Raw genomic sequence first — 21,640 nt, 5'->3', positions numbered from 1 at the left:
TCTAAAATGAGCGGGAGGTGGATTGTGTGAAAATCAAAAAAATATTAAATAACAATGCCGTTGTCGTTACAGATCATAATGAAGAAAAGATTGCTATTGGTGCAGGTATCGCTTTTCAGAAAAAGAAAAACGATATTGTGAACCCTGGGAAAATTGAAAAGCTATTTGTCATGAAGGAAAATGAGAAATTCCAACAGCTCCTTCTCCAAATTCCCGAAGAACACTTTGCCCTTTCAGAGGAAATTATCACCTACGCCGAAGAATCCCTTGGCAGCAAATTGAACGAGCATATTCATATTGCCCTGACCGATCACTTATCCTTTGCCATTGAACGTGTTCGGGATGGAATCAATCTTAAGAATAAACTTTTTCATGAAATTAAAATCCTTTATAAAAAGGAATTTGATATCGGCATGTGGGCACTTAGACATATTGAGAAGAAGACGGACATTAAGATGCCTGTGGACGAAGCAGCCTTTATCGCCCTGCACCTTCACACCGCTAATCTGAAAGGCGGGGACATGAAGCAAACGCTCCGGCAAACGGCCATCATCGGGGATATGGTCCAGACGATTAAGGATTACTTACATATTGAAATAGACGAAGACGATCTATCTTACCAGCGTTTAATGACCCATCTTCGTTTTGCTGTTTCAAGGATTAATAATGGGGAGCCGAATACAATCGATGATGAGATGCTGAAAATGATCACCAATAAATTCCCACTGGCCTACAACTGTGCAAAAAAAGTCGCCAAAGACCTTGCCCAAAATCACGAGATCTACCTGCCAGAGCATGAACTGGGCTACTTAACACTTCACATCGAAAGACTACGAAAACGATAAAGTGAAACTTCAATCAGTGGGGGGTTTCCATCCCCCACTTATCCTTTTTGTACCTCAATGTCCAATATTGGGGTCTTACTGCCCGTTAATGCGGGATAAAAAATGCTTGGACTCTCATAAAGTGTCCAAGCGTTTTTTTCTGCCATTATTATTTTTTCTTGCGAATTTTCACAATTTCATCGGCAACAAATTGGACATTTGTTCCAACGATAACCTGAATGCTTTGCGGACCGACAATATTGATTCCCGGTACGCCCGTCGATTTAATTTTCTTTTGGTCAACGGCATTCATGTCTTTTACTTCCATCCTTAGACGTGTTACACAGTTATCAACCGCAGTAACGTTTGCGTCTCCGCCCAAGCCTTCGTAAATTTGTGCTGCCATTGCAGCAAATTTACTTTCACCTTTTGCAAGAGATACTTCTTCCATTTCATCATCATCATCTTCACGACCAGGTGTTTTTAAGTTGAATTTCGTAATAATGAAGCGGAATAAGAAGTAGTAAATGACTGCAAATACTAGCCCTTGAACAAGTAACATATATGGATGATTTGCTAATGGCAATCTTGAGCTTAATACAAAGTCAACTAGTCCGGCACTAAAGCCAAAGCCTGCTGTCCAGTGGAATGCTGCAGCAATTGCTAAAGAAATACCTGTTAAAGCTGCATGCACAAGATAAAGCGTTGGTGCTAAAAACATAAACGCAAATTCAATTGGTTCTGTAACCCCAGTGAAGAAAGCCGCAAAACCTGCAGCAAGCATTAAAGAAGCTACTTGCTTTTTCTTCTTCGTTTTTGCTGTGTGAACCATCGCTAATGCTGCTGCTGGTAACCCGAACATCATAACAGGGAAGAATCCAGCTTGATACATACCCGTAACACCTTTTGTTCCTTTGCTTGCCCAGAAGTTACCGATATCGTTGATACCAGCTACGTCAAACCAGAATACGGAATTTAATGCATGGTGTAAACCTGTAGGAATTAATAATCGGTTGAAGAAGCCATAAAAACCTGCACCGACTGCACCTAATTTACTCATTCCAGTACCGAATGAAACCAATCCTGTAAAAATGACAGGCCACACAAAGAATAGTACTGCTGAAACAACCAACATTGAAACCGCTGTCATAATCGGCACAAGCCGCTTACCACTAAAGAATGCCAAGGCATCTGGTAATTTCACATGACTAAAGCGATTGTACATCATTGAAGCGACGATACCTGAAAGAAGACCAATAAAGGCATTTCCGATTTTCGCAAACGCAGGATCTACTTTTGCTGCATCGATTCCCTCCAGCAATGCTACCGAGTTGGTTGAAAGCAAGGTTGTGACAACTAAGTATGCAACCAAACCACTCAGCGCAGAAGAGCCATCCTTTTCTTTCGCCATCCCCAATGCTACACCGACTGCAAATAGAATCGGGATGTTGTCAATAATGGACGACCCAGCTTTAATTAAGAAGGCAGCTAGTGGACTGTCTGCACCCCAGCCTGATGGGTCAATCCAGTAACCAATACCCATCAAAATGGCGGCAGCCGGTAATACGGCAACAGGCAGCATCAATGAGCGGCCAAGTCTTTGAAAATATTTCTTCATTTTTTTACCCCCTACAAAATTTTTTTTCAAACTACTAGACATCAAACAAGCCAACAATAAAATAAATAATTTCTGATAAATAGAATGACGAATAGCAGCCTAGAATTACTTCTACTATTTTGTCAATCACCTCCTTAAAGGACTTTTTTATAAGAGTGAAATGCTGCTGAAAAATGGGAGCAGCATTTCACTTAAAACCATTACTTGGCAGAAGCTGTGAATAGTACCGTCTTGCCGGCAGTTCCTTCTTTTTCTTCGGTAAATGTGTATTGCTTTTTACCTTCTTGGCTGTTTGTAATCACAACTGGTGTTATGGTGCTTTTAGCGTTTGTACCAATATATTCCCAATCAACCTCAATTAGTAATTGCCCGGCAGTAACTTTGTCTCCCTCTTTAACGGCAACTCTAAAGCCCTTTCCATCCAAGGCAACCGTTTCTAATCCCACATGGATTAGAATTTCTGATCCATCCTCGGCGCGAAGGCCAACTGCGTGTTTAGTGGCTGCAACGAGAATAACGGTCCCCTTTGCAGGAGAAACAATATCTCCGTTTGTTGGCATCACGGCAATCCCATCGCCCATCATTTTTTGACTGAAGACGGGATCTGGGACTTCCTCAAGAGAAACAATCTTGCCATTTACCGGTATATAAAATTCAACTGGTGCTTTTTTAAAAAAGTTAAACATTGCAATTACCCCTTTGCTTTTTTGTTTATGGTTCCCTAAGATGTAAAAAAACAACAAAAAAGGCATGGAGGTATAGATAAATGGATATAAAAATCCATTTATTCTTTACCACCATGCCTGATCGTATCAGTAACATGTGATCATTATTAAACTTATAGCTTAATCATACCACTAATCTGTAATTTTACAAGATGCAAACGTAAACATTTTTATATGGAAAAGTTGTCCACCAACTGGAGCAGCCCTCTTTAGGCTGCTTCTTTGATAAGAGCTTTGTTAAATTTCCATACCTTTTGCTAACTCTTCGATAATTTTTTCACAGATTTCATGTGTCTCCAGTGCATCCAGTGCCGAATATCTTGGTTTCGCGTTTGCTCGAACAGCATCAATGAAATCAGTAACCATTTGCTCGAAGCCGCGTTTGAACAGGGTCGGCTCCCAGTCACTTCCCCGAACTTCGATTGTTTCCATGTCCTTTGAAATCATTAACTTCGACACATTATAAACCGTTCTTTTTTCCAATGGCCCCATGACCTCAGCTATCTCCTCGTTTGTCCCATTATCTCTGTTCATGATACCAATAGCTGTCTCGCCACAGTTGGAAATGAATTGAACAACAACATGGTAAAGCTGATTACCTTTCATTTTCCCATTAACAATTAAGTTCTTGATTGGGTGTGGAAATAAATATCTCATTGTATCCACAACATGAATAAAGTCATCAAAGATAAATGTCCGTGGCTCGCCCGGAAGACCTTTGCGATTTTTCTGGACAACTACCATATTGGGCTCGGCAACCTTCTTCAGTTGCGTGTATAAAGGCGCAAATCTTCTATTAAAACCGGTCATTAAAATAAGGCCTTTCTTCTCTGCTAATTCAACGAGTATTTTTGCCCCCTTATAATGGTCCGTTATGGGTTTATCAACAAACACATGGATGTTGTGTTTTAACAATTCATGGACAATTTCCTCATGAGATGCTGTCGACGAATGAATGAATGCCCCTTTAATTCCACTGTCAAGCAATGACTCCAAGCTAGAGTGGAGATTTTCAAAACGGTATTGGCTGCAAATGGCTTGCAGCTTTTCTTGATCTCTTGTGTAAAAATGAAATTCAACATCTTTTATTTTACTGTAGACAGGTAGATATGCTTTTTGCGCAATATCTCCGAGTCCGATAATACCTAATTTAAGCATAAACCTTCCCTTCTTTCTTGATTTCTCTTTCTAAAAACTAAATTAAGTATAGCAATGATTTTCTATATCCAAAATATTGATTACCTATTTTTAAAAAAGGACAGACCATTCAAGTAAATTTCTACTTGAGCACTGCCCCTCCTTATGCAATTTCTAATTTCAATTCATGCACTCACGAAGAGTGCGACAGCGATTTTAATCAAAATAACCTATAAAAATGAGATTTTGATTAATTTATCACTATTTTCTTTATAATTATTATTTTATAAACAAAAATTCGATATGTAAAATCAATCTTCCTGCTTTTACCACCAATCAATTTTTAGCATTAAAAATACCGCTTGGTCCTAACACATAAACAAAGAGCCTCCCTACCCTGAAAGACTCTTTGATCTACTATTTTGACTATTAATGCATAAGCTTTTTTTTCGATCTTGACCGAATTCCATGAATAATGAACGTAATCAGAAACGCAAGGATCATGACGGTAATAAAGATTTCATTCCTAATCTCAATATCCACGAGCGTCAGCCCCATCTTAACCGCAATAAAGGTAATCAAAACATATGCTGTTGTTTCCAGCTCTGGGACTCTGTTCATAAGACTAATGAAAAATGTTGCAACTCCCCGCATTAGTAGAATCCCAATCATCCCGCCAAGTAATAACACCCAAACTTCCTCCGAAACAGCGAGTGCGGTAAGAATACTATCAACGGAAAAAGCCAAATCCATCAGCTCAACGCTAATAACTGTTGCCCAAAACACACCAAACGTTTTCGTTAACCATCCTTTTGGCTCACGCAGTGCTTCCTCTTCCCCACCGTCATTACTTTTAAATTTGTCCATAAAAAATTTAACGGACAGCCAAAGCAAATAGAGCGCACCAATTAACTTAATGAACCACAGTTTAATGAGAAACGTTCCAAGTCCAATGAATATAAAGCGGAATAAATAAGCCCCCCATAGCCCATATATTAATGCTTTCTTTTGTTGCTGTTTTGGTAATGGCTTGACAAAAGCAGATAAAACCAAAGCATTATCTGCAGATAAGATACATTCCAGTACCGCTAAAGATAAAATTAATCCCCATGATTTCGGTGAGGTCAACACTTCTGCCCACATATGCCAATCAAACATGGATGCAAAGGTAGATAACATTTCGTTTACCATTTTCATTTCTCCTTTGTTGTTCAAACAATCGTCTCTTAGTTTGTCCAATATATATAAAACACTATAGTACTTTTTAGGAGAATAACAAAGAAATCTAGCTAAAAAATGATGTTGGACACTATTAGTAATATAAGTGTAGGAGAAAGGGTGTCAGGCACCAATCGGTTACCATTGTAAATAATAGAAAATATTTGAAAATTCCCCCATTTCCTTTATAGTAGAAAAGAGAGACAAATAATAGACTATTCGGGGGTATATTGTGAAGAAAAAGGTTTGGATTTGGATAGTATCGATTGTTGGATTACTTGTGATTGCAGGAACAGCTATGTACTTTATTACCAAAGGCGAGGTAAAACCCACAGGAACGGAAGCCGAGGGAATGGGGATAACGGTTCAAAAGGCCAGTGAACAAGAATTAACTGAAACGATTCTTGTGACAGGTAAAATTGTCCCTGAAAGTGAGCAAAAGATCTTTTTGGAGCCGGAAAAAGGCGAGATTAGCGAATATAAAGTGGCGGAAAATCAGTCCGTCAAGGCTGGTGACGCTCTACTAATTTATGATTCTTCCAAAATAGATAATGAACTAAAAAAAGCAGCTCGTGAAAAGGAATTGCTTCAAAGTAAAGGAAAAACCGAAAAAAATCAAATTGCGGATCTAGCGAAACGCATTGCTGAAGCGAAAAAGAATTCAACCACTCCCGCAACGGAAGAGGAAGGCGGTGGAGTAGACGTAAACCAGCTTATCGCAGAAAAAGTACAACTAGAGATGGGATACGAGGGCACAAAATCAGAAATTGCCTCTGCAGACGACCGCATCAAAGAACTGAATGCCCAGAAAAAAGAAATGACGATTGTCAGTAAAATGGATGGGATTATCGTCAAGGTAAATCAAAACGTGGCAAAAACCGAAACAGGTGCAGCGGAACCTGTCATCCATATTATTTCAAGTCAGCCATATAAAGTCATTGGGACAATGAGTGAATTTGATGCCGTAAAGATCCAGAATGGGCAGCCAGTTATTATCCGTCCAAAGGTTTATAAAGACCGGGAATGGAAAGGTGCCATTGAATCTGTTTCACAATTTCCGAATGAGGAAGGCGGCGGCGGTGGAGAATTTGGCGGCGGTGCACCCGGCGGAAATGTGACGATGTATCCATTTAAGGTCGCAATTACAGATGATACTTCAGAATTACGTCAAGGCTTCCACGTTTCCTTAGAAATTAAAGTAGGCGGATCAGACAAAAAGCTTGTGATTCCACATCCGGCACTAATTGACGAAGGCGGAAGCAAAATTGTTTATATTTTAGTAGATAGGAAGCTTGAAAGACGAGAAGTCAAAACCGGTGCGATGAATGATGAATTCATCGAGGTTGCAGAAGGGGTAAAGTCGGGGGAACTTGTCGTCATAACACCAAACGAACAAATGCATGATGGAATGGAAGTGACCTCTTTTGATGAAGTTGAGTGAGATCACAAAAGTGTACGGAAAGGGATCACTTGAAGTTCCTGTACTGCATGGAATTGATTTGACGATAGAGGATGGTGAGTTTGTTGCCATCATGGGACCGTCTGGATCAGGTAAATCTACCTTAATGAATATCATTGGCTTTTTGGATTATCCGACTACAGGTAGATTCGAATTAAACGGTGAAAAAGTCGACTCCGCAAAAGAGAGCGTCCTGGCACGGTTAAGAAACGAACATATCGGCTTTGTTTTTCAACAATTCTTTATGTTCCCAAGAGACAATGCAATCAAAAACGTCGCATCCCCTCTCATTTATGCCGGTGTTTCAAAACGAGAAAGAACGGAAAGAGCCAAAAAAATGCTGGTAAAGGTCGGCTTGGAAGATCGAATGAAGCATTTGCCCAATCAATTATCAGGCGGACAGAAACAGCGTGTCGCAATCGCTAGAGCCCTTGTCAATAATCCAACTATCATTTTAGCTGATGAGCCTACTGGTGCGCTTGATTCAAAAACAAGTGCACAAATCATGCAGCTGTTTTTGCAGCTGAACGAAGAAGGAAAAACGGTTATAGTCGTGACACACGAGGAGGAAATCGCAGCCTATGCAAAACGAATCATTACGCTAAAAGATGGCCTGATCACTGATGACCGGAGGGTGGCACCATGAATATCTTGGAGAGTTTCAAAATTGCCTTTTCGTCGATTTGGAATCATAAGGTACGGTCAATCTTAACCATGCTTGGGATCATTATCGGCGTCGCCGCTGTTATCATTATTGTTGCAATTGGCCAAGGTACGAGAAAACAAATGACAGATGAATTGTTTAGTACGGATAAGAATGCGATTGATATTTATTATGAATACATCCCGCCTGAAGGGGAACCAGAAGCCTTTTGGCAAGAGCCTGAATTGACGGCGGAAGATATCCAAACACTCGCAAAGGTTCCAGGTGTAAAAGCGGTGATTGCGATCAATCACGGCTGGGGATCAATGACTCGGAATGACGAGCGAGGGGACATGCAAATTACCGGCGTTGGTGCCGAATTCTTCACCGCTAAAAATATACAGATTGTTGAAGGACGAGCTTTATACGCCGCAGATAACGACGGGTTGAATCGGGTTGTCCTTATTGATACCGTTGCTAGGAAGAAATTTTTCAAAGAAACGGAAAATCCGATTGGTGAGATCATTGACTTAAATGATAATCCTTACAAGGTCGTAGGCGTCTATGAATCGCCGATTCCAGAACAATATCGAAATAAGGAAACCGGTGAAATGCTTATGCCGCGTTCGGTCATTTCGATGATGTTCGGTAACCGGGAAATCGAACAACTATCGGTGATTGCAAGTGATCCTGAAAAGGTTTCTGAAACCGGTAAACTGGCAGCTGCAACGCTGACAGAGAAAAAGGGACTGGAAGATGGGAAGTATTCAACAAACAACTTCGAAGATTATGAAAAGGAATTAAACAAAATGATTTCTTTACTGACATTACTAATTGGAAGTATTGCGGGAATTTCCCTCTTAGTTGGCGGGATCGGTGTCATGAATATCATGCTTGTATCTGTTACTGAAAGAACAAGAGAAATAGGACTGAGAAAGGCCATTGGTGCGACAAGAAAGAAAATCCTCCTGCAATTTCTAATCGAAGCGATCACCTTAACCTCATTAGGCGGACTGCTCGGTATTGGACTAGCGGCAATTGGAACCATCATTGTTTCTCAGGTCTCACCTATTGTAGCGACAGTCAGTCCCTTAATCGTCTTAATTGGCGTCAGCTTCTCTGCTTTAATCGGGATCATCTTCGGAATCCTCCCGGCAAATAAAGCTTCAAAGCTCAGCCCGATTGACGCGTTAAGATATGAATAGAAAACGGATCACTCCCTCACTGCTTAACGCAAGGAGGGAGTGATCCGTTTTTTTAATCAGTACCTAGTGTTACGCCAAGCTTTTTCAAATATTGTCTATAAGCAATGCTCATCCGGTCACATTTCAACGAAAGTTCTACCTGCAAATCAAGCGGCAGGTCCTCTGGTTTCTGGTTTTCGACAATCGGCTTGTCTTGAGCGAAAATCATATCCTGAAACTCGATGATTTCTTGATCGCTTGTGCCTGTCTCATAGTTAAATGACATGATACCATAGGCAATCGATTTGCGTTCCGCAATAGGCAGGATGGTTAACAGAATGGTCATCTTGTTTTCCGTATCCGGATCTCTTTTTGTAAACAGAACGGTCAGCGGTCGAATGATTTCATAGGTATAAAAAACATCCTTGGATTGCCCGGAACCATCAGGGTCCGGTTGAAAGATGGCGATTTCATCTGAAAAAATCCTATCTTCTTCTAGATGAACTTCGTAATCCCCAATAACAGGATGTTCTTGTACCCCCAGAAATCCCTCATGGATAAAGGAAAGATGGCCGACATCCAAGAAATTCTCCACAATTCTCGGCGGATTGGCATTTACTTCCTGCGGACCCCACAAGACATTACGATAATGACCATCCGCATACTGTGGATAATCAAAGAATGCCGGATTATTGTTGTTCAGATTAATCCACACAAATCCATATGCTTCCTTGCATGTATAGTTTATTGCTTTTGCTTTTAATGGAATCGATCTTCCTTCAGGGAGCTGCGGGATTTTTGTACATGTACCGGCAGAATTATATTCCCAGCCATGGTATGGGCAAACGAGATTTCCGTCCTTTACGCATCCTAAGGATAAAGCAGCACCTCGGTGAATACAGAGATCCTTAAAGGCGTGGATTCCATCTTCATTGCGGAAGAAAACAATCCTCTCACCCAAAACCGTTACCTGCAGCGGCTCTTCTTTCACATCCTCTATTTTACAAGCAACGATCCAGTCACTGCGTAAAACATCGTCTTCCAAAATCATCTTGACCATCCCTTCAAATTCCTAATATTACTTATATCTTATGAAGCATTTCCGTTAAAGTCAACCGAAAACACGAACATTATTTTATAAAAGTATAAAAATATACGTAAATTCATGTTTACAACGAATAAAATGTTATTTATAATTCAAGTAAAGTTTTTACTGCAGCAATAGTGAAAATCCACAAAATAATTAAAGTAGAGGAGTATATTGACGTGGCCCAAAGAGAGCAAAACACGAACATTGCAGTAGGCATCGATGAAAAAATTAGTTGGGGAAGGGCATTTTTACTAGGAATGCAGCATGTCCTTGCAATGGATTTGTATATCGCACCGATTATTATTGCTGGTTTACTATCATTGGATTCGATGAATACCACCTTTTTCATTCAAATGTGTTTTTTAGCAGCAGGACTAGCGACACTGATTCAAACCATTGGCGGACTGCGGCTGCCCGTCGTTCAAGGTCCCTCCTATGTCCCGATCGGTGCGTTGGCCGCAATTGGCGGTAAGCTTGGATTAGGTGCTGTTTTCGGCAGTCTCCTTCCAGGGGCATTAATTATTGCCCTCCTTGGGTATCCGCTAAAATGGTTTGCGAAAGCCGTCCAAAAGATAATCCCGCCGCTTGTCGGAGGAACGGTCATTGTCATTGTAGGGATCTCCTTAATGCCAAATGCCTTTAATAGTATTTATCATGCACCTGGTAATGTAGGACATAATGTCCTGATTGCGTTCGTTTCTGCTGCCGTTTTAATCATCTGTATCCTTCTGGGACGCAAGGCAAAAGGGTACGGCACATTTTTCCGTCTAGTATCGGTGATCCTAGCTATTATTGCCGGAACGATCACCGCATCACTTTTTGGAAGTGTTGATTTCTCAGCTGTAAAACAAGCATCTTGGATTTCGTTTCCGAGCTTCTTCCCATTCGGAAAACCGGTATTTAATTTGCAAGCCATTTTAACCATGATATTTATTTATTTGGTGATCTTAATTGAAACGACAGGGACATGGTTCGTCGTATCAACCGTTACTGACAGTAAACTAGATGAAAAAAGATTGAACCGAGCATCTGTCGGCGAAGGACTTGGCTGTTTCGTTGGCTCTCTTTTCGGCGGGACACCGATGACTGGTTATTCTTCTAACGCGGGGATTATTGCGATTACCGGTGTTGCCAGCAGAATGGCAATTATCGCTGCGGGAATTATTTTGGTTGGATTAGGACTGATCCCGAAATTATCGGCGATCATTACATGTGTTCCTGAGCCTGTCATTAATGGGATCTTTGGGGTTGTCTGTGTGGCCATTGTCATGAACGGTTTAAAAGTCATTCAGCATGTCGTCATCGACGACCGCAATATGGTGGTAATCGGAGTGCCTATCCTCTTAACAGTAGGTACGATGGTTCTTCCAAGGGAAATCCTAAACAGCGTGCCTGATTTTGCGAACTATATCCTTTCATCCGGAACAGCTGTCGGGGCAATCGCAACGGTGCTACTGAATTTAATGATTCCAGAAGAACGAAAAAGAGCAAGTCCAATAAAGAAAGAATCTCTAACATAGGTATGATTAAAAAAGGAAGGATTAGTCCAAATCTGGACTAATCCTTCCTTTTCTATTTGGTATGCTAGCTGCTCCCTAACAAATATCCCCAAAAAGCAGCAAAGATACAAACCACATACATTGAAGCACCGTATAGAAAAAAACGGGAACATTTCCCTCCATTTTTTAGCTGCAGCAACTCATAATTAAAGGTGGAGAAGGTCGTAAAAGAGGCAAGAAAACCGACAGAAAGAAAATTCATTTGATCCTCAGAAAAAAAGTTTGCCCCATTAATGAATCCTAAAGTTAAGGAGCCTAAGACATTAATAATAAATGTAGCAATTGGAATCGAAAGGATTGTCCACTTTGAGAACAAATTGCTAAGGAAAAAACGAAAAATGGCTCCGATAAATCCTCCAGCGCCGATTATCAGTAGAAATTTTATCATAGCTTTAAAACGGCCCTTTCTCGATTTTCATTGCAAGGGCATGTCCAAGGTGAACAAAACAATAACCGCCAATGATTGTCATAAGCATATAAATCGCGCTTGTTTGCAGCCCCCAATTTTTATAAAGCTCCAGCACTTTCATACTAAAAGTAGAAAAAGTAGTAAAGGAACCCAAAAAGCCTGTGGCAAAACCGATTCTTAGTACCGGTGAAAAACGCTCCGATTTCAATGATAAGAAAAAGCCAATCATAAAACAGCCTGATAGATTGACGAGTAAGATTCCTGAGGATGGAGGAAGAACGGTACGCGAAAGCAAATCATCTAAAAAAAAACGTGCAAAAGTACCTAGAACCCCTCCAACGCCAACAATAAAATATACCATTTTCATCACTTCTTTTTTCTACTACTATATTCTCGGGACAATAAAGAAATGCAATATAGTAAGAAAAAGTGCTTTAATCATGGTCAATATTATACCATTCTTCCTCCCATTCATCTTCTTCCCACTCGCTGCACCATCTATAATTTCTTTTTGCAAAGGTCAGTATGTAGTTCTTTAACATACTATGGCGAACGGTTTTTTGCTCGTCCGTTAATGCTCCTGCCCAGGCATACGTTTCTATTAAATCATGGTAATCCTTATAAATACGGTGGTAAATCTGGTCAAGTCGCTTTTTTTGCTCTTCTGTATACTTCATATCCTTTGTACAATTCAGGTCGTCTTCCAAGGTTTCTGGTTTTAGTTCAGTGTCACGGTCTGCTTCCGCTAAAGCGGGTATTGCATATGTCAAATAGCAACTGAAACAAAATAAAATAACCACAAATTTTTTTATCATCGATCTGCTCCTTTTGAGAAATAGCTAAAGTTGCATATCAAAGATGACATGCAACTTTTTGTTAATTTCTTTTAATCATCATCGTGATCATCATCATGGCCATCATCGTGATCATCATCATGGTGATCATCACCATGGCCATCATCGTGATCATCATCATGACCATCGCCATCGCGTGATCCTTCATGTTCTACCTCAACCACTTTTCCTGTCTTGGCATCAATTTCCACCTCATACATGGAACCGGATTTTTTTATGATGACTTCATAATATTGGCGTCCATCATCCTCTTCTAGCTTCACCTTGACAACTTCCCCTTTAACTTTACCCAAAGCAATTTCTTTTGCTTGTTTTTCAGAAATAGGGGTATTTTTCGGAGCTGCCTTGGCAAGACCGCCCTGAAAATAGGCTCCATAGCCCAGTGGAATTATTAGCGCGAGCAACAAGATTAGCTTTTTCAATTACTACCACTCCTTTTTATTTTTTTATATCTTGTGCAGGAGTAATAGTCTTCATTCATCGCGATGAACATTTATTAAAATGCTGCTGTGTACCTTGTCCTAAAATGGGCGTTTAAAATGGGACAAAGCCGTTACATAACAGATACGGAATGCACTTAATACAGTAAGATTTATTTTTGGCTGGAGGAGAATGAAACATGGGATAAGCACGTTGTTTAATCTAAAAAAAATAAAAGAATGGTATCGGGGCAGGGGGGTCAAACACATTGACAAAAATGAGGAAGACTATATAGATTGGGGTCTGGGAATTGAGGTGCCGTTTTTTTCAAGTTCAAAGTTTACAGTTGAAAATAATGCGATCGCCATCATTGGTTCACAAATCACGCACGATCGTTCTTGGCCCATTAAGTATTCTATTGTGAAAATCAGTAAACTTGGTACTTCCATCAAGTACTTTGAAAGTGTCATTTTCTATGGAGATCAATTTGAAGGAGAATTCCATCACAAATTTCATCTTCCTAATGGCTCAGGCTATCAATTGCTGGTCTTTAATTATTTTCAATATCATTCAATTGGACGATTACGGTTGATTCAAACGAATGAACAAAAAGAAAATGAACCCATTTTGTGACAACCCTTCATTCGCCCACTACCTTAGGACAACTTTTGCATACCTTAAACTAATCTAACTAGGAGTTGACCAATAAATGTTTAGTTTGACTAGCGCTGAAATCAGTCATTTTCTCTTAGCAATGGGATGTTTACTCGCAATGGCTCATTTATTAGGATATTTAGCTGAACGAATCTATATCCCCCGTGTCATCGGGGAAGTGGCTGCAGGTTTAGTTCTTGGACCTACTTTACTAGGACATTTTTTCCCTGATGCGTTTAAATGGCTGTTCCTTGGATTTCCGACAGAGGACAAGTTATTTGGGCTACTATATCAATTTGGTTTATTGATGTTGATGTTTTGTTCAGGGCTAAAATTTCAGACTAGATTTAATAAGGAGGATATCAAAATCACCACTGTTTTAGCAGTGGGGGCAACCATTCCAGCCTTTATTGTTGGCTGGTTTGCGGCTGATATTTTTAATATTTCCCCTTATCTAGGTACGGCCAGTAATCCTTTAGCCATGAAAATTGTCATCGCTATTTCCATTGCGATTACCTCCATTCCCGTGATTTCCAAAATTTTTAATGACCTTGGCATTATGCATACAAGGTTTGCAAAAATAGTCATTGCCTGCGCAGGATTCCATGATATTCTGCTTTGGGTCGCTCTTGGGTTCGCCACGGCCATTGCCAGCAATGGCGGTGTTTTCACAGCTGGTACAGCCCTAAAAAGTGTGGGGGTATCGCTTGGATTTATTATCGGAACCTTTATCCTAGGTTATGTTCTTTTTAAACGGCTCACCGTCATTAAACAAAACCTGTTATTTCGATCCTCTAACCTTGGGTATTTCTTGTTTATCATGTTTATGCTTGCATCCCTTGCCGGCAATCTTCATGTAGAAACCATTTTCGGCGCACTTCTGGCAGGAATTATTGCGAATGTTGCTTTGCCTAAAGCAGTATCGGGACGGCTGGAGCAAGGGGTTAGCAATATTTCCTTTTCTTGGTTTATCCCCATCTATTTTGCGACAGTGGGATTACAATTAGACCTTGTCAGACACTTTAATCCCCTTTTCTTCCTTGCCTATTTCTTGTTTGCAACCTTAACACAAACATTGGCCGTCTATATCACCTCACGCACTATCAAACAGGATCGATTAACCAGTTTTAACTTAGGGGTAGCGATCAATGACCGTGGCGGCCCCGGAATCGTCCTTTCCTCCGTTGCCTACGCCGCAGGAATTATTAATCAGGAATTTTTCGCGATCCTTGTCATGTTAGCACTTATTACTTCCTGGATTCCCGGAACCTGGCTTCGGATAGTGATCAAAAAGAAATGGAGGCTAATGCCTGGAGATGAAAATCTCACTCCACAGCCAAGAGATGACGGAAAAATTAAATCGATTAATAAATATGTATAGAGTAGGCACAGTCCCCAGCCCTTTACAGCGGCTGAGGACTGTGCCTTTACTTAGTTCATTATCCATTTATCCTTCAAAGTAAAACACAGGGACGTTTCTTATGCTTCTATAATGGAACCAAGAGTACCAATCCTATGCTTACTTAACTGTAAACGTCGCTTCAGCAACAGCGTCATAGCCGCTACCATAGAAATAAATGAGTTTATAGGTTGCCCCTTCTTTATAGCGTGCCGGATAGGTATTCGTTTTAGGATCATACGTGAATGAACATGTTCCGTCCGTTACTTTCGTATACATCCACCAAATGGAGCCAACATTCCCCGGATTTTCATTTACTTCATAAAGACCAACCCAGTCACCATTTGGAACCCTTACATTTTCCACAATGACATCCAATTTATCCCCAACTCCAATTAACTCGGTTTTGGAGAGCGTTATCGCTGGCCCTTGCGAAGTTTTCCCCAACACCTTCAAGGAGTTATGACTTTGATTTGCAAATGCATCAAGTGCATATACCTCAATCTCATAAAGGGTATTGGATTTTAATCCATTGATTGGTAATGTTAAAGGATTGGGAATGGGATCCTTATAAAATTCTGAAAAGGCGAGAATTTCTTTCTCCACTTTCCCTGTTTCCACATTCTTAGCCTTTAGCTTATAATCATGGACATGCAGGTCATCTTTAGCTTGAGTGAGCATGACAGTAAGGCCTGCAGCAGCTGCTCCGTCATGAACGATGGAAATCATCGCATCACCCGTAAAGTAAGGTGCCTTTTTGTCGCGATCCTCTGTGTATGTAAATTTATTTTGCTTGGCAGGATATTTGATTTCAAACGGCTCTCCGGTCCAATCGTTGTTATGAATATCGCGGCGCTTAATCAATACTTTGTTATGGTGTACCTCGACAATTAACGCCTGATTCAAGATATCTGCTCCCTCTGGCACTTCCCCCTGAATCCTTCCTGTTTCCAGCCATAAATAGGCACCTGTTGACGTCCCAATTGAAGTAAAATCCTTTTGATGAATGATTCTTGGGTCATCTAACGGATAATGGGTATGACCGGAAAAAGAAATAACCTGTGGATAGGCTTTCAACGTATCATAGAATAGATCTCTATTTTTCGAAAAACCCCACTCACTTCCATAAATAGTTCCTTTGATTGGTTGATGATGAAAGACAAAAATCGGTTTATGCAGGTCATCTGCGGCCGCTTCTTTGAGCTTTTCGGCCAGCCAGCCAATTTGCTGTTCCGAAAACGTTCCTTCTGTTAGTCCATCTTCTGTACCAAGGATAATAAAATGGTAGCCTTTAATCACTCTGTGGTAGTAAATCGATTCCATTCCCGTTTTCTCAAGGAATCGTTGTTGCGCATTGGCAACCGATAAGCCATTCCAGTAATCATGATTGCCGATGGCAAACATCGAAACGGACTGCGTTTGTCTTTTCGCATTATAGGCAGTGAAAAATTTATCATATTCTTCCGTATAACCGTTATCCGTTAAATCTCCGACGACAACAAATGCATCCTGGTTTGGAGTTGTCTGACTTAATTGCTCTAATGTCGTGACAAACTTGTTCAATGTTTGATTATTACTTGCCTTAATATGTACATCACTGATAACCGGAAATACTAAATCTGGCTTACTCCCAGTTGAATTCATAATCGATGAACTGGATACGGCACTGACAGGCAATCCTGTTAGTGAGTTTACTAGTGTTGCCCCCACAGCAGCACCGACAACCATCGATGTCTTCTGCAAAAAAGTGCGGCGGTTCATTTCCTTCTGTTGAGATAGTTTTCCTTCTTCAAAATTTGTTTTGTCTTTCATGATTTATTCTCCTCCTGCTAATTTTCATTTTTTGAATATTTATATTATAAATTAATTCATATTTTGAATCTATTAAATTATTTCTCTTTTATTAATACAATACATATGATTCATTGAGGCAATGTTAAGCGCGGGTAGTTATTATGTAAAATTTCAAGCTGGATGACTAATCAATGTTTCAATCTAAACAAGGTATCCTAGTGATTAAGCAGAACTTTTGTTAATATCTATCAAATCCCTTGACAGTCGCAGTAAGCTTCGATATTATTAATTCCTATAAAATAAGTCGGAATTATCTCGAAAAAGTTATGATGATCTAGGAGGGGAACTATGCTTAACTTATTCGTAAAAACAGAAAATCAAAAGAAATGGTTACAAAAATTACGTGAAAAAGAAGATACATTTAAAAATAAGTCTGCGGAAATTGATGAATTGGCCATTTTTCCAAAAGAGAATATTCAAGATTTAGTGAGGATGGGTTATTCAAGCATCACCCTTCCAGCTGCTGACGGCGGTGAAGGATTAAAAGTCTATGATATGGTCCTCTTTCAAGAAACACTGGCAAGTTATGATGGAACTACTGCACTCTCGATTGGCTGGAATCTCGGAGTAATCGGCGAGCTTTTTGAAAAAAGGCTTTGGAACGAGGAGAACTTGAATTCTTTTGCAAAAGAAATTCTTAATGGCGCTTTAGTGAATCGGGCCGTAAGTGAGGCGCAAACAGGGAGTCCAACTAGAGGCGGAAGGCCCGGAACAACTGCAGTCAAAAAAGATGGGGGATGGGTGCTAACGGGACGGAAAACATTCACCACCATGTCTCCCGTCCTAACTTATTTTCTAACATCTGCCTGGATTGAGGAAAAGCAAAAGGTGGGATTTTTTCTCCTGCATAAAGATTTAGAGGGACTAACCATTGAGGAGACATGGGATGTTATTGCCATGAGGGGGACAGGAAGCCACGATCTTGTTCTCAATAATGTTATCGTCGAAGATTCCAAACTTGTTGAACTCCCAGAAATGCCAAGCGGCGGCAAAATAAACGGCTGGATCCTGCACATTCCTGCCTGTTATCTTGGCATTGCCCAAGCGGCACGTGATTACGCTGTCCATTTTGCTAACCATCATGCGCCAAATAGTCTAAACGAACCCATCAGCCAATTACCGAATGTTCAGCAGTTAGTAGGGGAAATTGATTTAGAGTTGATTCGGGCCAGACATTTAATCTATAGCGTTGCTGAGGCATATGATGACGAAACACGCAGGGGGTTCCTAGAAAATGAACTTGGCGTTGTTAAACATACGGTTACAAACTCGGCGATTACCATTGTCGATAAGGCTATGAGGATTGTCGGAGCAAAGAGCCTTCAGCGGACTAATCCACTGCAACGTTACTATCGTGATGTAAGAGCAGGTCTTCACAATCCGCCAATGGATGATATGACGATAAAAAAATTAGCACTTTCGGCCATTGAACAGGACAAAAGTAAATTTAGTAAAAAAGAGTAAAGGGTCAGTCCCCCGTTGATATTATGCACCGGGAGACTTACCCTTCCTGCTTTTACTTTTGATATTTTGATAACTTAGATGAAATGCTTCCTGTCTTTCGTTCCTGCGGTCTAGCTTTTAAGTTGGACGCCCAAGAAATTCGTGACTCGTATTTCTGAGTGTGTTCCTTTTTGACTAAGCTTTGTAAACGATCTTTGTTCTTTTCAATTGATTCCTCCAGAGCCAGCATCCGCCGGCTAGGAAATGGCAGCCCCGCAAGAATCGAGGTTACAGTGGGATCTGATTCTGAGATATAGGTTCCTTCAAACAATTCCAGCGGTTCCAACACCCTTTCAAATATCGCCGGGACATTAATAAGTTTAGCCATATTCTCCGGTCCTTCATAAATTAAACCTGCACGAATGACCCCTGGTGATTCAACCGGACAAAATATCGAGTTTGCCCAAGATTGTTGTATTTTGCTAGAAACGTCTGAGGTCGTCTTGGCATCAGTTACTGCGGCTGACGAGATAATCGTGACGCCTCTTGTTCCAAGGATATTCATCAGATCGGTTTCATCAAAGTTTCCGTAAAATGAACTCTTTTTCGTTACTTGCAGCACAGTATTAATGGCTTCCATGACTTGATGATTAGAAGAAAGGTAGATTTGATGTTTACTGGATTGTGGATTCAACTTGCGCATTTGGTCATTGTCGACAAGGAACACAGATGAGAGCGAGTCTATTTTAGAAATCTCCTCAATGCACTCAGCAGCATTGATGCGGTTACCTGCTAACACGTTTCGATCAGGAACCACCGCAATAGCACCAACATTGATTCCAGGCAAGTTATCTAATAACAGGTCAATTAATAGCGGGCTCATTCCGGATCCCGTACCACCGTCAGTAGAAAAGGCCACTAATAAAAGCCTTATGTTCTTAAAAGACTTCTGTACAAAGTCAATCATTTCTCGATAGTTTTCATTCACTGCTTTCAATCCGATGGACCGATCTTGCCCGGCGCCATTATACCCAGGAACAAAAAACTTCTTTTCCACCCTCGTGTTCACTAAGCCATCGCGCTGGTTCGTGTTAATAAGCGCGGTTTGAAAACCCATACTTGCTGCGATCTCAGCGATATTTCCGCCTGCTTGACCGACTCCCAAGATTCCAATCGATTTCACCCTATCCCTCCTTTTCTTACTAAAATAATACTCATGTTTTGGAAAATTAGACTTTTCCTTTTAAAATAAACAAAAATGCAGTTTTCTTGCTTCCAGATCGGATGTAAGAGAACTGCTCCTAACACATCGGATGTCAGGCACCAAAATTTTTTTTTGAAAACTAACTTTTTAATTTGAGAGGAAGGCTAATGATCACGTGAGTCCCTTCTCCCTCTTTACTCTGAATACGAATTTTTCCTGAATGAGATTGAGTAATCCATTCAGCTATCGAAAGTCCCAAACCAGTTCCCTCTAAATGACGAGTTCTTGATTTATCACCGCGGTAGTATCGGTCAAAAATATAGGGAAGATCGGTATTTGAAATACCAATACCAGTATCGATAATCTCAATGATGGCTCGCGAATTTTTTTTACTGCTTTTAACGGAAATTGACCCGTTTTCCTTAGTGTACTTTAGCGCATTATCTAATATGATGACAAACAGTAACCCTTTAAGATGTAAGTCCTCCATTAACATTTTCCCTTTTTCTCCATCAAGTAGAAATGACACCGTTGAGAAAGCATCAGCCATCATGGCAAACGGGGCAATGATACTACTGCTGACCCATTCATTAGGGGAGCATCTTGTTTTCGGATTCACTAAATGATGCAAATCTGGTATTGTTCGATTCTTGCGCTCATAACTTCCTGATGTGCAGATGGCTTCATTGGAAATTTCGATTGTGTCAATTATACGATCTTTTTGATACGGATGCTGTATCCCTATTTTCCACAACTCACCATTTTCGTCATAACCGCCTGCAAACAGGTCACCGCCAGCGTTCACGACAAATCCCTCAAATTCCTTTAGTTCTTGTGCAGCCAAGTCGATCGCAAAGCCTTTCGCCACAGCCCCTAAATCAATCACTAAAGGCTTTGATATTGTTACCGTACGTGCTTGGTGATTTAAGACAATATCATGATACGACGAAACTGAATCAGCTGAAACACTTTCTATATATTCACCCGTTAAATAATGGCGATTAAACCCGTGCTCCTCCATCACCTTTCCCACTGTCGGATCGAATAAGCCATCCGTCATTTTAGTCACTTCGATTGCAAAAGAAAGTGGTTCAAATAGATATGGGCTAATTTCAACCGGTGTACCGACAATTTGGCAAGCTTGCATTAATTCACTTGAAGGGGTAAACCGGCTGCAAGCTTGCTCTACCTTATGGAATGCGTGAAACGCACGATTTATTTTTTCTTCCGCCTCTTCCTTTGATTTCTCCGTAACAACCTGAATATCTACGACAGTATCCATATACAATTTCGTTTTTTTCATGCTGTTAACCTTCTGCGTTCTGTGCTTGATCGAGTGCATCTTGTATTGCATCCTGGAATGCTTCTGTACTATAGGTTGCCCCCGAAACATTTTGCACTTGTGAGCTTTGATTTTGTAAAACCTCATCTGGCAGTCCCACTACGTCACTTTCCGAATAGTGCATAGCAAAATCACTAATTTCTACATCCGTAATTTGGTCATTATTAATCGTTACTTGCACCTCAATCGACCCACGTCTATTCATACCTGTACCTGTAAATGTCCCATCTTTATAGAGGCTATTTGTTTGGACGTTTGAATTATTTAATGTACTGCTATTTGTTTGAAATCTATTTTCCACATGTTGGTTTGGTTGATTTATATTTGCCTGGGATTCCGTCGTAACAAAGCCAGCTGTATACACCGCCGCAATAGCTGTGGAACAAAGAATTACCCACTTTTTATCCATTTTTTTCATTATAAAATCCCTCCTACTGCCTATTCTTAACTTTGCAACAAGATCAGTTTAGCTTAACAATATTAGAATTTTCTTAGAAACTAAAAACAAAAAGTCCCGCTTTTCAATTTTATTGAAAAGCGGGACGAGGGGACAGGAACCTTGTCCCTCACCCACGATGGGATTTAGCGAACACGAGCAATAACA

The 21,640-nt window shown here is 40.5% G+C and carries 21 protein-coding genes and 1 pseudogene; 9 read left to right on the top strand and 13 right to left on the bottom strand.

Annotated features, from left to right (window positions below; translation table 11 throughout):
* The first annotated feature begins 26 nt into the window (after positions 1 to 26).
* Positions 27 to 845 carry a PRD domain-containing protein gene (locus tag ACIQXV_RS14715; protein WP_402959961.1) on the top strand — a complete coding sequence of 273 codons (819 nt, stop codon included), beginning with the start codon at positions 27 to 29 and terminating at the stop codon, positions 843 to 845.
* A gap of 148 nt (positions 846 to 993) precedes the next feature.
* Here the strand turns inward: ACIQXV_RS14715 and nagE are convergent, their stop codons facing one another.
* From nagE to ACIQXV_RS14695, 4 genes are all read right to left on the bottom strand, one after another.
* Positions 994 to 2,442 (bottom strand): N-acetylglucosamine-specific PTS transporter subunit IIBC, encoded by a 1,449-nt coding sequence (gene nagE / locus ACIQXV_RS14710; RefSeq protein WP_402959960.1) that lies wholly within the window; start codon positions 2,440 to 2,442, stop codon positions 994 to 996.
* A gap of 200 nt (positions 2,443 to 2,642) precedes the next feature.
* Positions 2,643 to 3,128, bottom strand: coding sequence for a PTS sugar transporter subunit IIA (locus tag ACIQXV_RS14705; RefSeq protein ID WP_402959959.1), 486 nt, complete (start codon positions 3,126 to 3,128; stop codon positions 2,643 to 2,645).
* Between the two features lie 276 nt (positions 3,129 to 3,404).
* Complete coding sequence (locus tag ACIQXV_RS14700; protein WP_402959958.1) at positions 3,405 to 4,325, bottom strand: Gfo/Idh/MocA family protein; 921 nt, start codon at positions 4,323 to 4,325, stop codon at positions 3,405 to 3,407.
* Between the two features lie 408 nt (positions 4,326 to 4,733).
* Positions 4,734 to 5,501, bottom strand: coding sequence for a TerC family protein (locus ACIQXV_RS14695; RefSeq protein WP_402960041.1), 768 nt, complete (start codon positions 5,499 to 5,501; stop codon positions 4,734 to 4,736).
* A gap of 267 nt (positions 5,502 to 5,768) precedes the next feature.
* Between ACIQXV_RS14695 and ACIQXV_RS14690 the strand changes: the two are divergent.
* From ACIQXV_RS14690 to ACIQXV_RS14675, 4 genes and pseudogenes are all read left to right on the top strand, one after another.
* Positions 5,769 to 5,816: pseudogene (locus ACIQXV_RS14690) on the top strand (hypothetical protein); the annotation flags it as partial.
* Positions 5,803 to 6,963, top strand: coding sequence for an efflux RND transporter periplasmic adaptor subunit (locus ACIQXV_RS14685; protein WP_402959957.1), 1,161 nt, complete (start codon positions 5,803 to 5,805; stop codon positions 6,961 to 6,963). The pseudogene ACIQXV_RS14690 and the gene ACIQXV_RS14685, both read left to right, overlap by 14 nt.
* Entirely contained in the window at positions 6,947 to 7,627 is a 681-nt protein-coding gene (locus tag ACIQXV_RS14680; RefSeq protein WP_402959956.1) for an ABC transporter ATP-binding protein, read from the top strand. The genes ACIQXV_RS14685 and ACIQXV_RS14680 overlap by 17 nt, the downstream gene beginning before the upstream one ends.
* Entirely contained in the window at positions 7,624 to 8,829 is a 1,206-nt protein-coding gene (locus ACIQXV_RS14675; protein WP_402959955.1) for an ABC transporter permease, read from the top strand. The genes ACIQXV_RS14680 and ACIQXV_RS14675 overlap by 4 nt, the downstream gene beginning before the upstream one ends.
* Before the next feature lie 52 nt (positions 8,830 to 8,881).
* Here the strand turns inward: ACIQXV_RS14675 and ACIQXV_RS14670 are convergent, their stop codons facing one another.
* Positions 8,882 to 9,859, bottom strand: coding sequence for an aromatic ring-hydroxylating dioxygenase subunit alpha (locus ACIQXV_RS14670; protein ID WP_402960040.1), 978 nt, complete (start codon positions 9,857 to 9,859; stop codon positions 8,882 to 8,884).
* A 215-nt stretch (positions 9,860 to 10,074) separates the two neighbouring features.
* Here ACIQXV_RS14670 and ACIQXV_RS14665 point away from each other — a divergent pair, with 215 nt between their 5' ends.
* Positions 10,075 to 11,418 (top strand): uracil-xanthine permease family protein, encoded by a 1,344-nt coding sequence (locus ACIQXV_RS14665; RefSeq protein WP_402959954.1) that lies wholly within the window; start codon positions 10,075 to 10,077, stop codon positions 11,416 to 11,418.
* Between the two features lie 64 nt (positions 11,419 to 11,482).
* On the opposite strand, the gene ACIQXV_RS14660 is transcribed toward ACIQXV_RS14665, so the two are convergent.
* From ACIQXV_RS14660 to ACIQXV_RS14645, 4 genes are all read right to left on the bottom strand, one after another.
* Positions 11,483 to 11,845, bottom strand: a complete 363-nt coding sequence (locus ACIQXV_RS14660; protein ID WP_402959953.1) for a fluoride efflux transporter FluC — start codon at positions 11,843 to 11,845, stop codon at positions 11,483 to 11,485.
* A gap of 4 nt (positions 11,846 to 11,849) precedes the next feature.
* A complete protein-coding gene (gene crcB, locus ACIQXV_RS14655; protein WP_402959952.1) occupies positions 11,850 to 12,227 on the bottom strand; it encodes a fluoride efflux transporter CrcB in 378 nt (125 codons plus the stop codon).
* A gap of 73 nt (positions 12,228 to 12,300) precedes the next feature.
* Complete coding sequence (locus tag ACIQXV_RS14650; protein ID WP_402959951.1) at positions 12,301 to 12,681, bottom strand: DUF2680 domain-containing protein; 381 nt, start codon at positions 12,679 to 12,681, stop codon at positions 12,301 to 12,303.
* 71 nt (positions 12,682 to 12,752) lie between these two features.
* Positions 12,753 to 13,142: a PepSY domain-containing protein gene (locus ACIQXV_RS14645; RefSeq protein ID WP_402959950.1), complete on the bottom strand. Its 390-nt coding sequence runs from the start codon at positions 13,140 to 13,142 to the stop codon at positions 12,753 to 12,755.
* 190 nt (positions 13,143 to 13,332) lie between these two features.
* Here ACIQXV_RS14645 and ACIQXV_RS14640 point away from each other — a divergent pair, with 190 nt between their 5' ends.
* Together ACIQXV_RS14640 and ACIQXV_RS14635 are read left to right on the top strand one after the other, a co-directional pair.
* Positions 13,333 to 13,773, top strand: coding sequence for a hypothetical protein (locus ACIQXV_RS14640; RefSeq protein ID WP_402959949.1), 441 nt, complete (start codon positions 13,333 to 13,335; stop codon positions 13,771 to 13,773).
* A 76-nt stretch (positions 13,774 to 13,849) separates the two neighbouring features.
* Positions 13,850 to 15,175, top strand: a complete 1,326-nt coding sequence (locus ACIQXV_RS14635) for a cation:proton antiporter (RefSeq protein WP_402959948.1) — start codon at positions 13,850 to 13,852, stop codon at positions 15,173 to 15,175.
* 138 nt (positions 15,176 to 15,313) lie between these two features.
* On the opposite strand, the gene ACIQXV_RS14630 is transcribed toward ACIQXV_RS14635, so the two are convergent.
* On the bottom strand, positions 15,314 to 17,005 hold the full coding sequence (locus tag ACIQXV_RS14630) for a metallophosphoesterase family protein (protein ID WP_402959947.1): 1,692 nt from the start codon (positions 17,003 to 17,005) through the stop codon (positions 15,314 to 15,316).
* A 330-nt stretch (positions 17,006 to 17,335) separates the two neighbouring features.
* On the opposite strand from ACIQXV_RS14630, the gene ACIQXV_RS14625 reads away from it, so the two are divergent.
* Positions 17,336 to 18,511 carry an acyl-CoA dehydrogenase family protein gene (locus ACIQXV_RS14625; RefSeq protein WP_402959946.1) on the top strand — a complete coding sequence of 392 codons (1,176 nt, stop codon included), beginning with the start codon at positions 17,336 to 17,338 and terminating at the stop codon, positions 18,509 to 18,511.
* A gap of 52 nt (positions 18,512 to 18,563) precedes the next feature.
* On the opposite strand, the gene ACIQXV_RS14620 is transcribed toward ACIQXV_RS14625, so the two are convergent.
* The 3 genes from ACIQXV_RS14620 to ACIQXV_RS14610 all read right to left on the bottom strand — a co-directional run bounded on the left by ACIQXV_RS14620 (position 18,564) and on the right by ACIQXV_RS14610 (position 21,454).
* Positions 18,564 to 19,673 (bottom strand): FtsZ/tubulin family protein, encoded by a 1,110-nt coding sequence (locus tag ACIQXV_RS14620; protein ID WP_402959945.1) that lies wholly within the window; start codon positions 19,671 to 19,673, stop codon positions 18,564 to 18,566.
* A 160-nt stretch (positions 19,674 to 19,833) separates the two neighbouring features.
* A complete protein-coding gene (locus ACIQXV_RS14615; protein WP_402959944.1) occupies positions 19,834 to 20,997 on the bottom strand; it encodes an FAD:protein FMN transferase in 1,164 nt (387 codons plus the stop codon).
* Between the two features lie 4 nt (positions 20,998 to 21,001).
* Positions 21,002 to 21,454 carry an FMN-binding protein gene (locus ACIQXV_RS14610; protein ID WP_402959943.1) on the bottom strand — a complete coding sequence of 151 codons (453 nt, stop codon included), beginning with the start codon at positions 21,452 to 21,454 and terminating at the stop codon, positions 21,002 to 21,004.
* Positions 21,455 to 21,640: the final 186 nt, after the last annotated feature.

Source organism: Neobacillus sp. NPDC097160 (assembly GCF_044762155.1).
Classification (GTDB): domain Bacteria; phylum Bacillota; class Bacilli; order Bacillales; family Cytobacillaceae; genus Neobacillus.
Note: the sequence above shows the minus strand (reverse complement) of the source record. Positions and strands in the feature narration are given on the sequence as shown.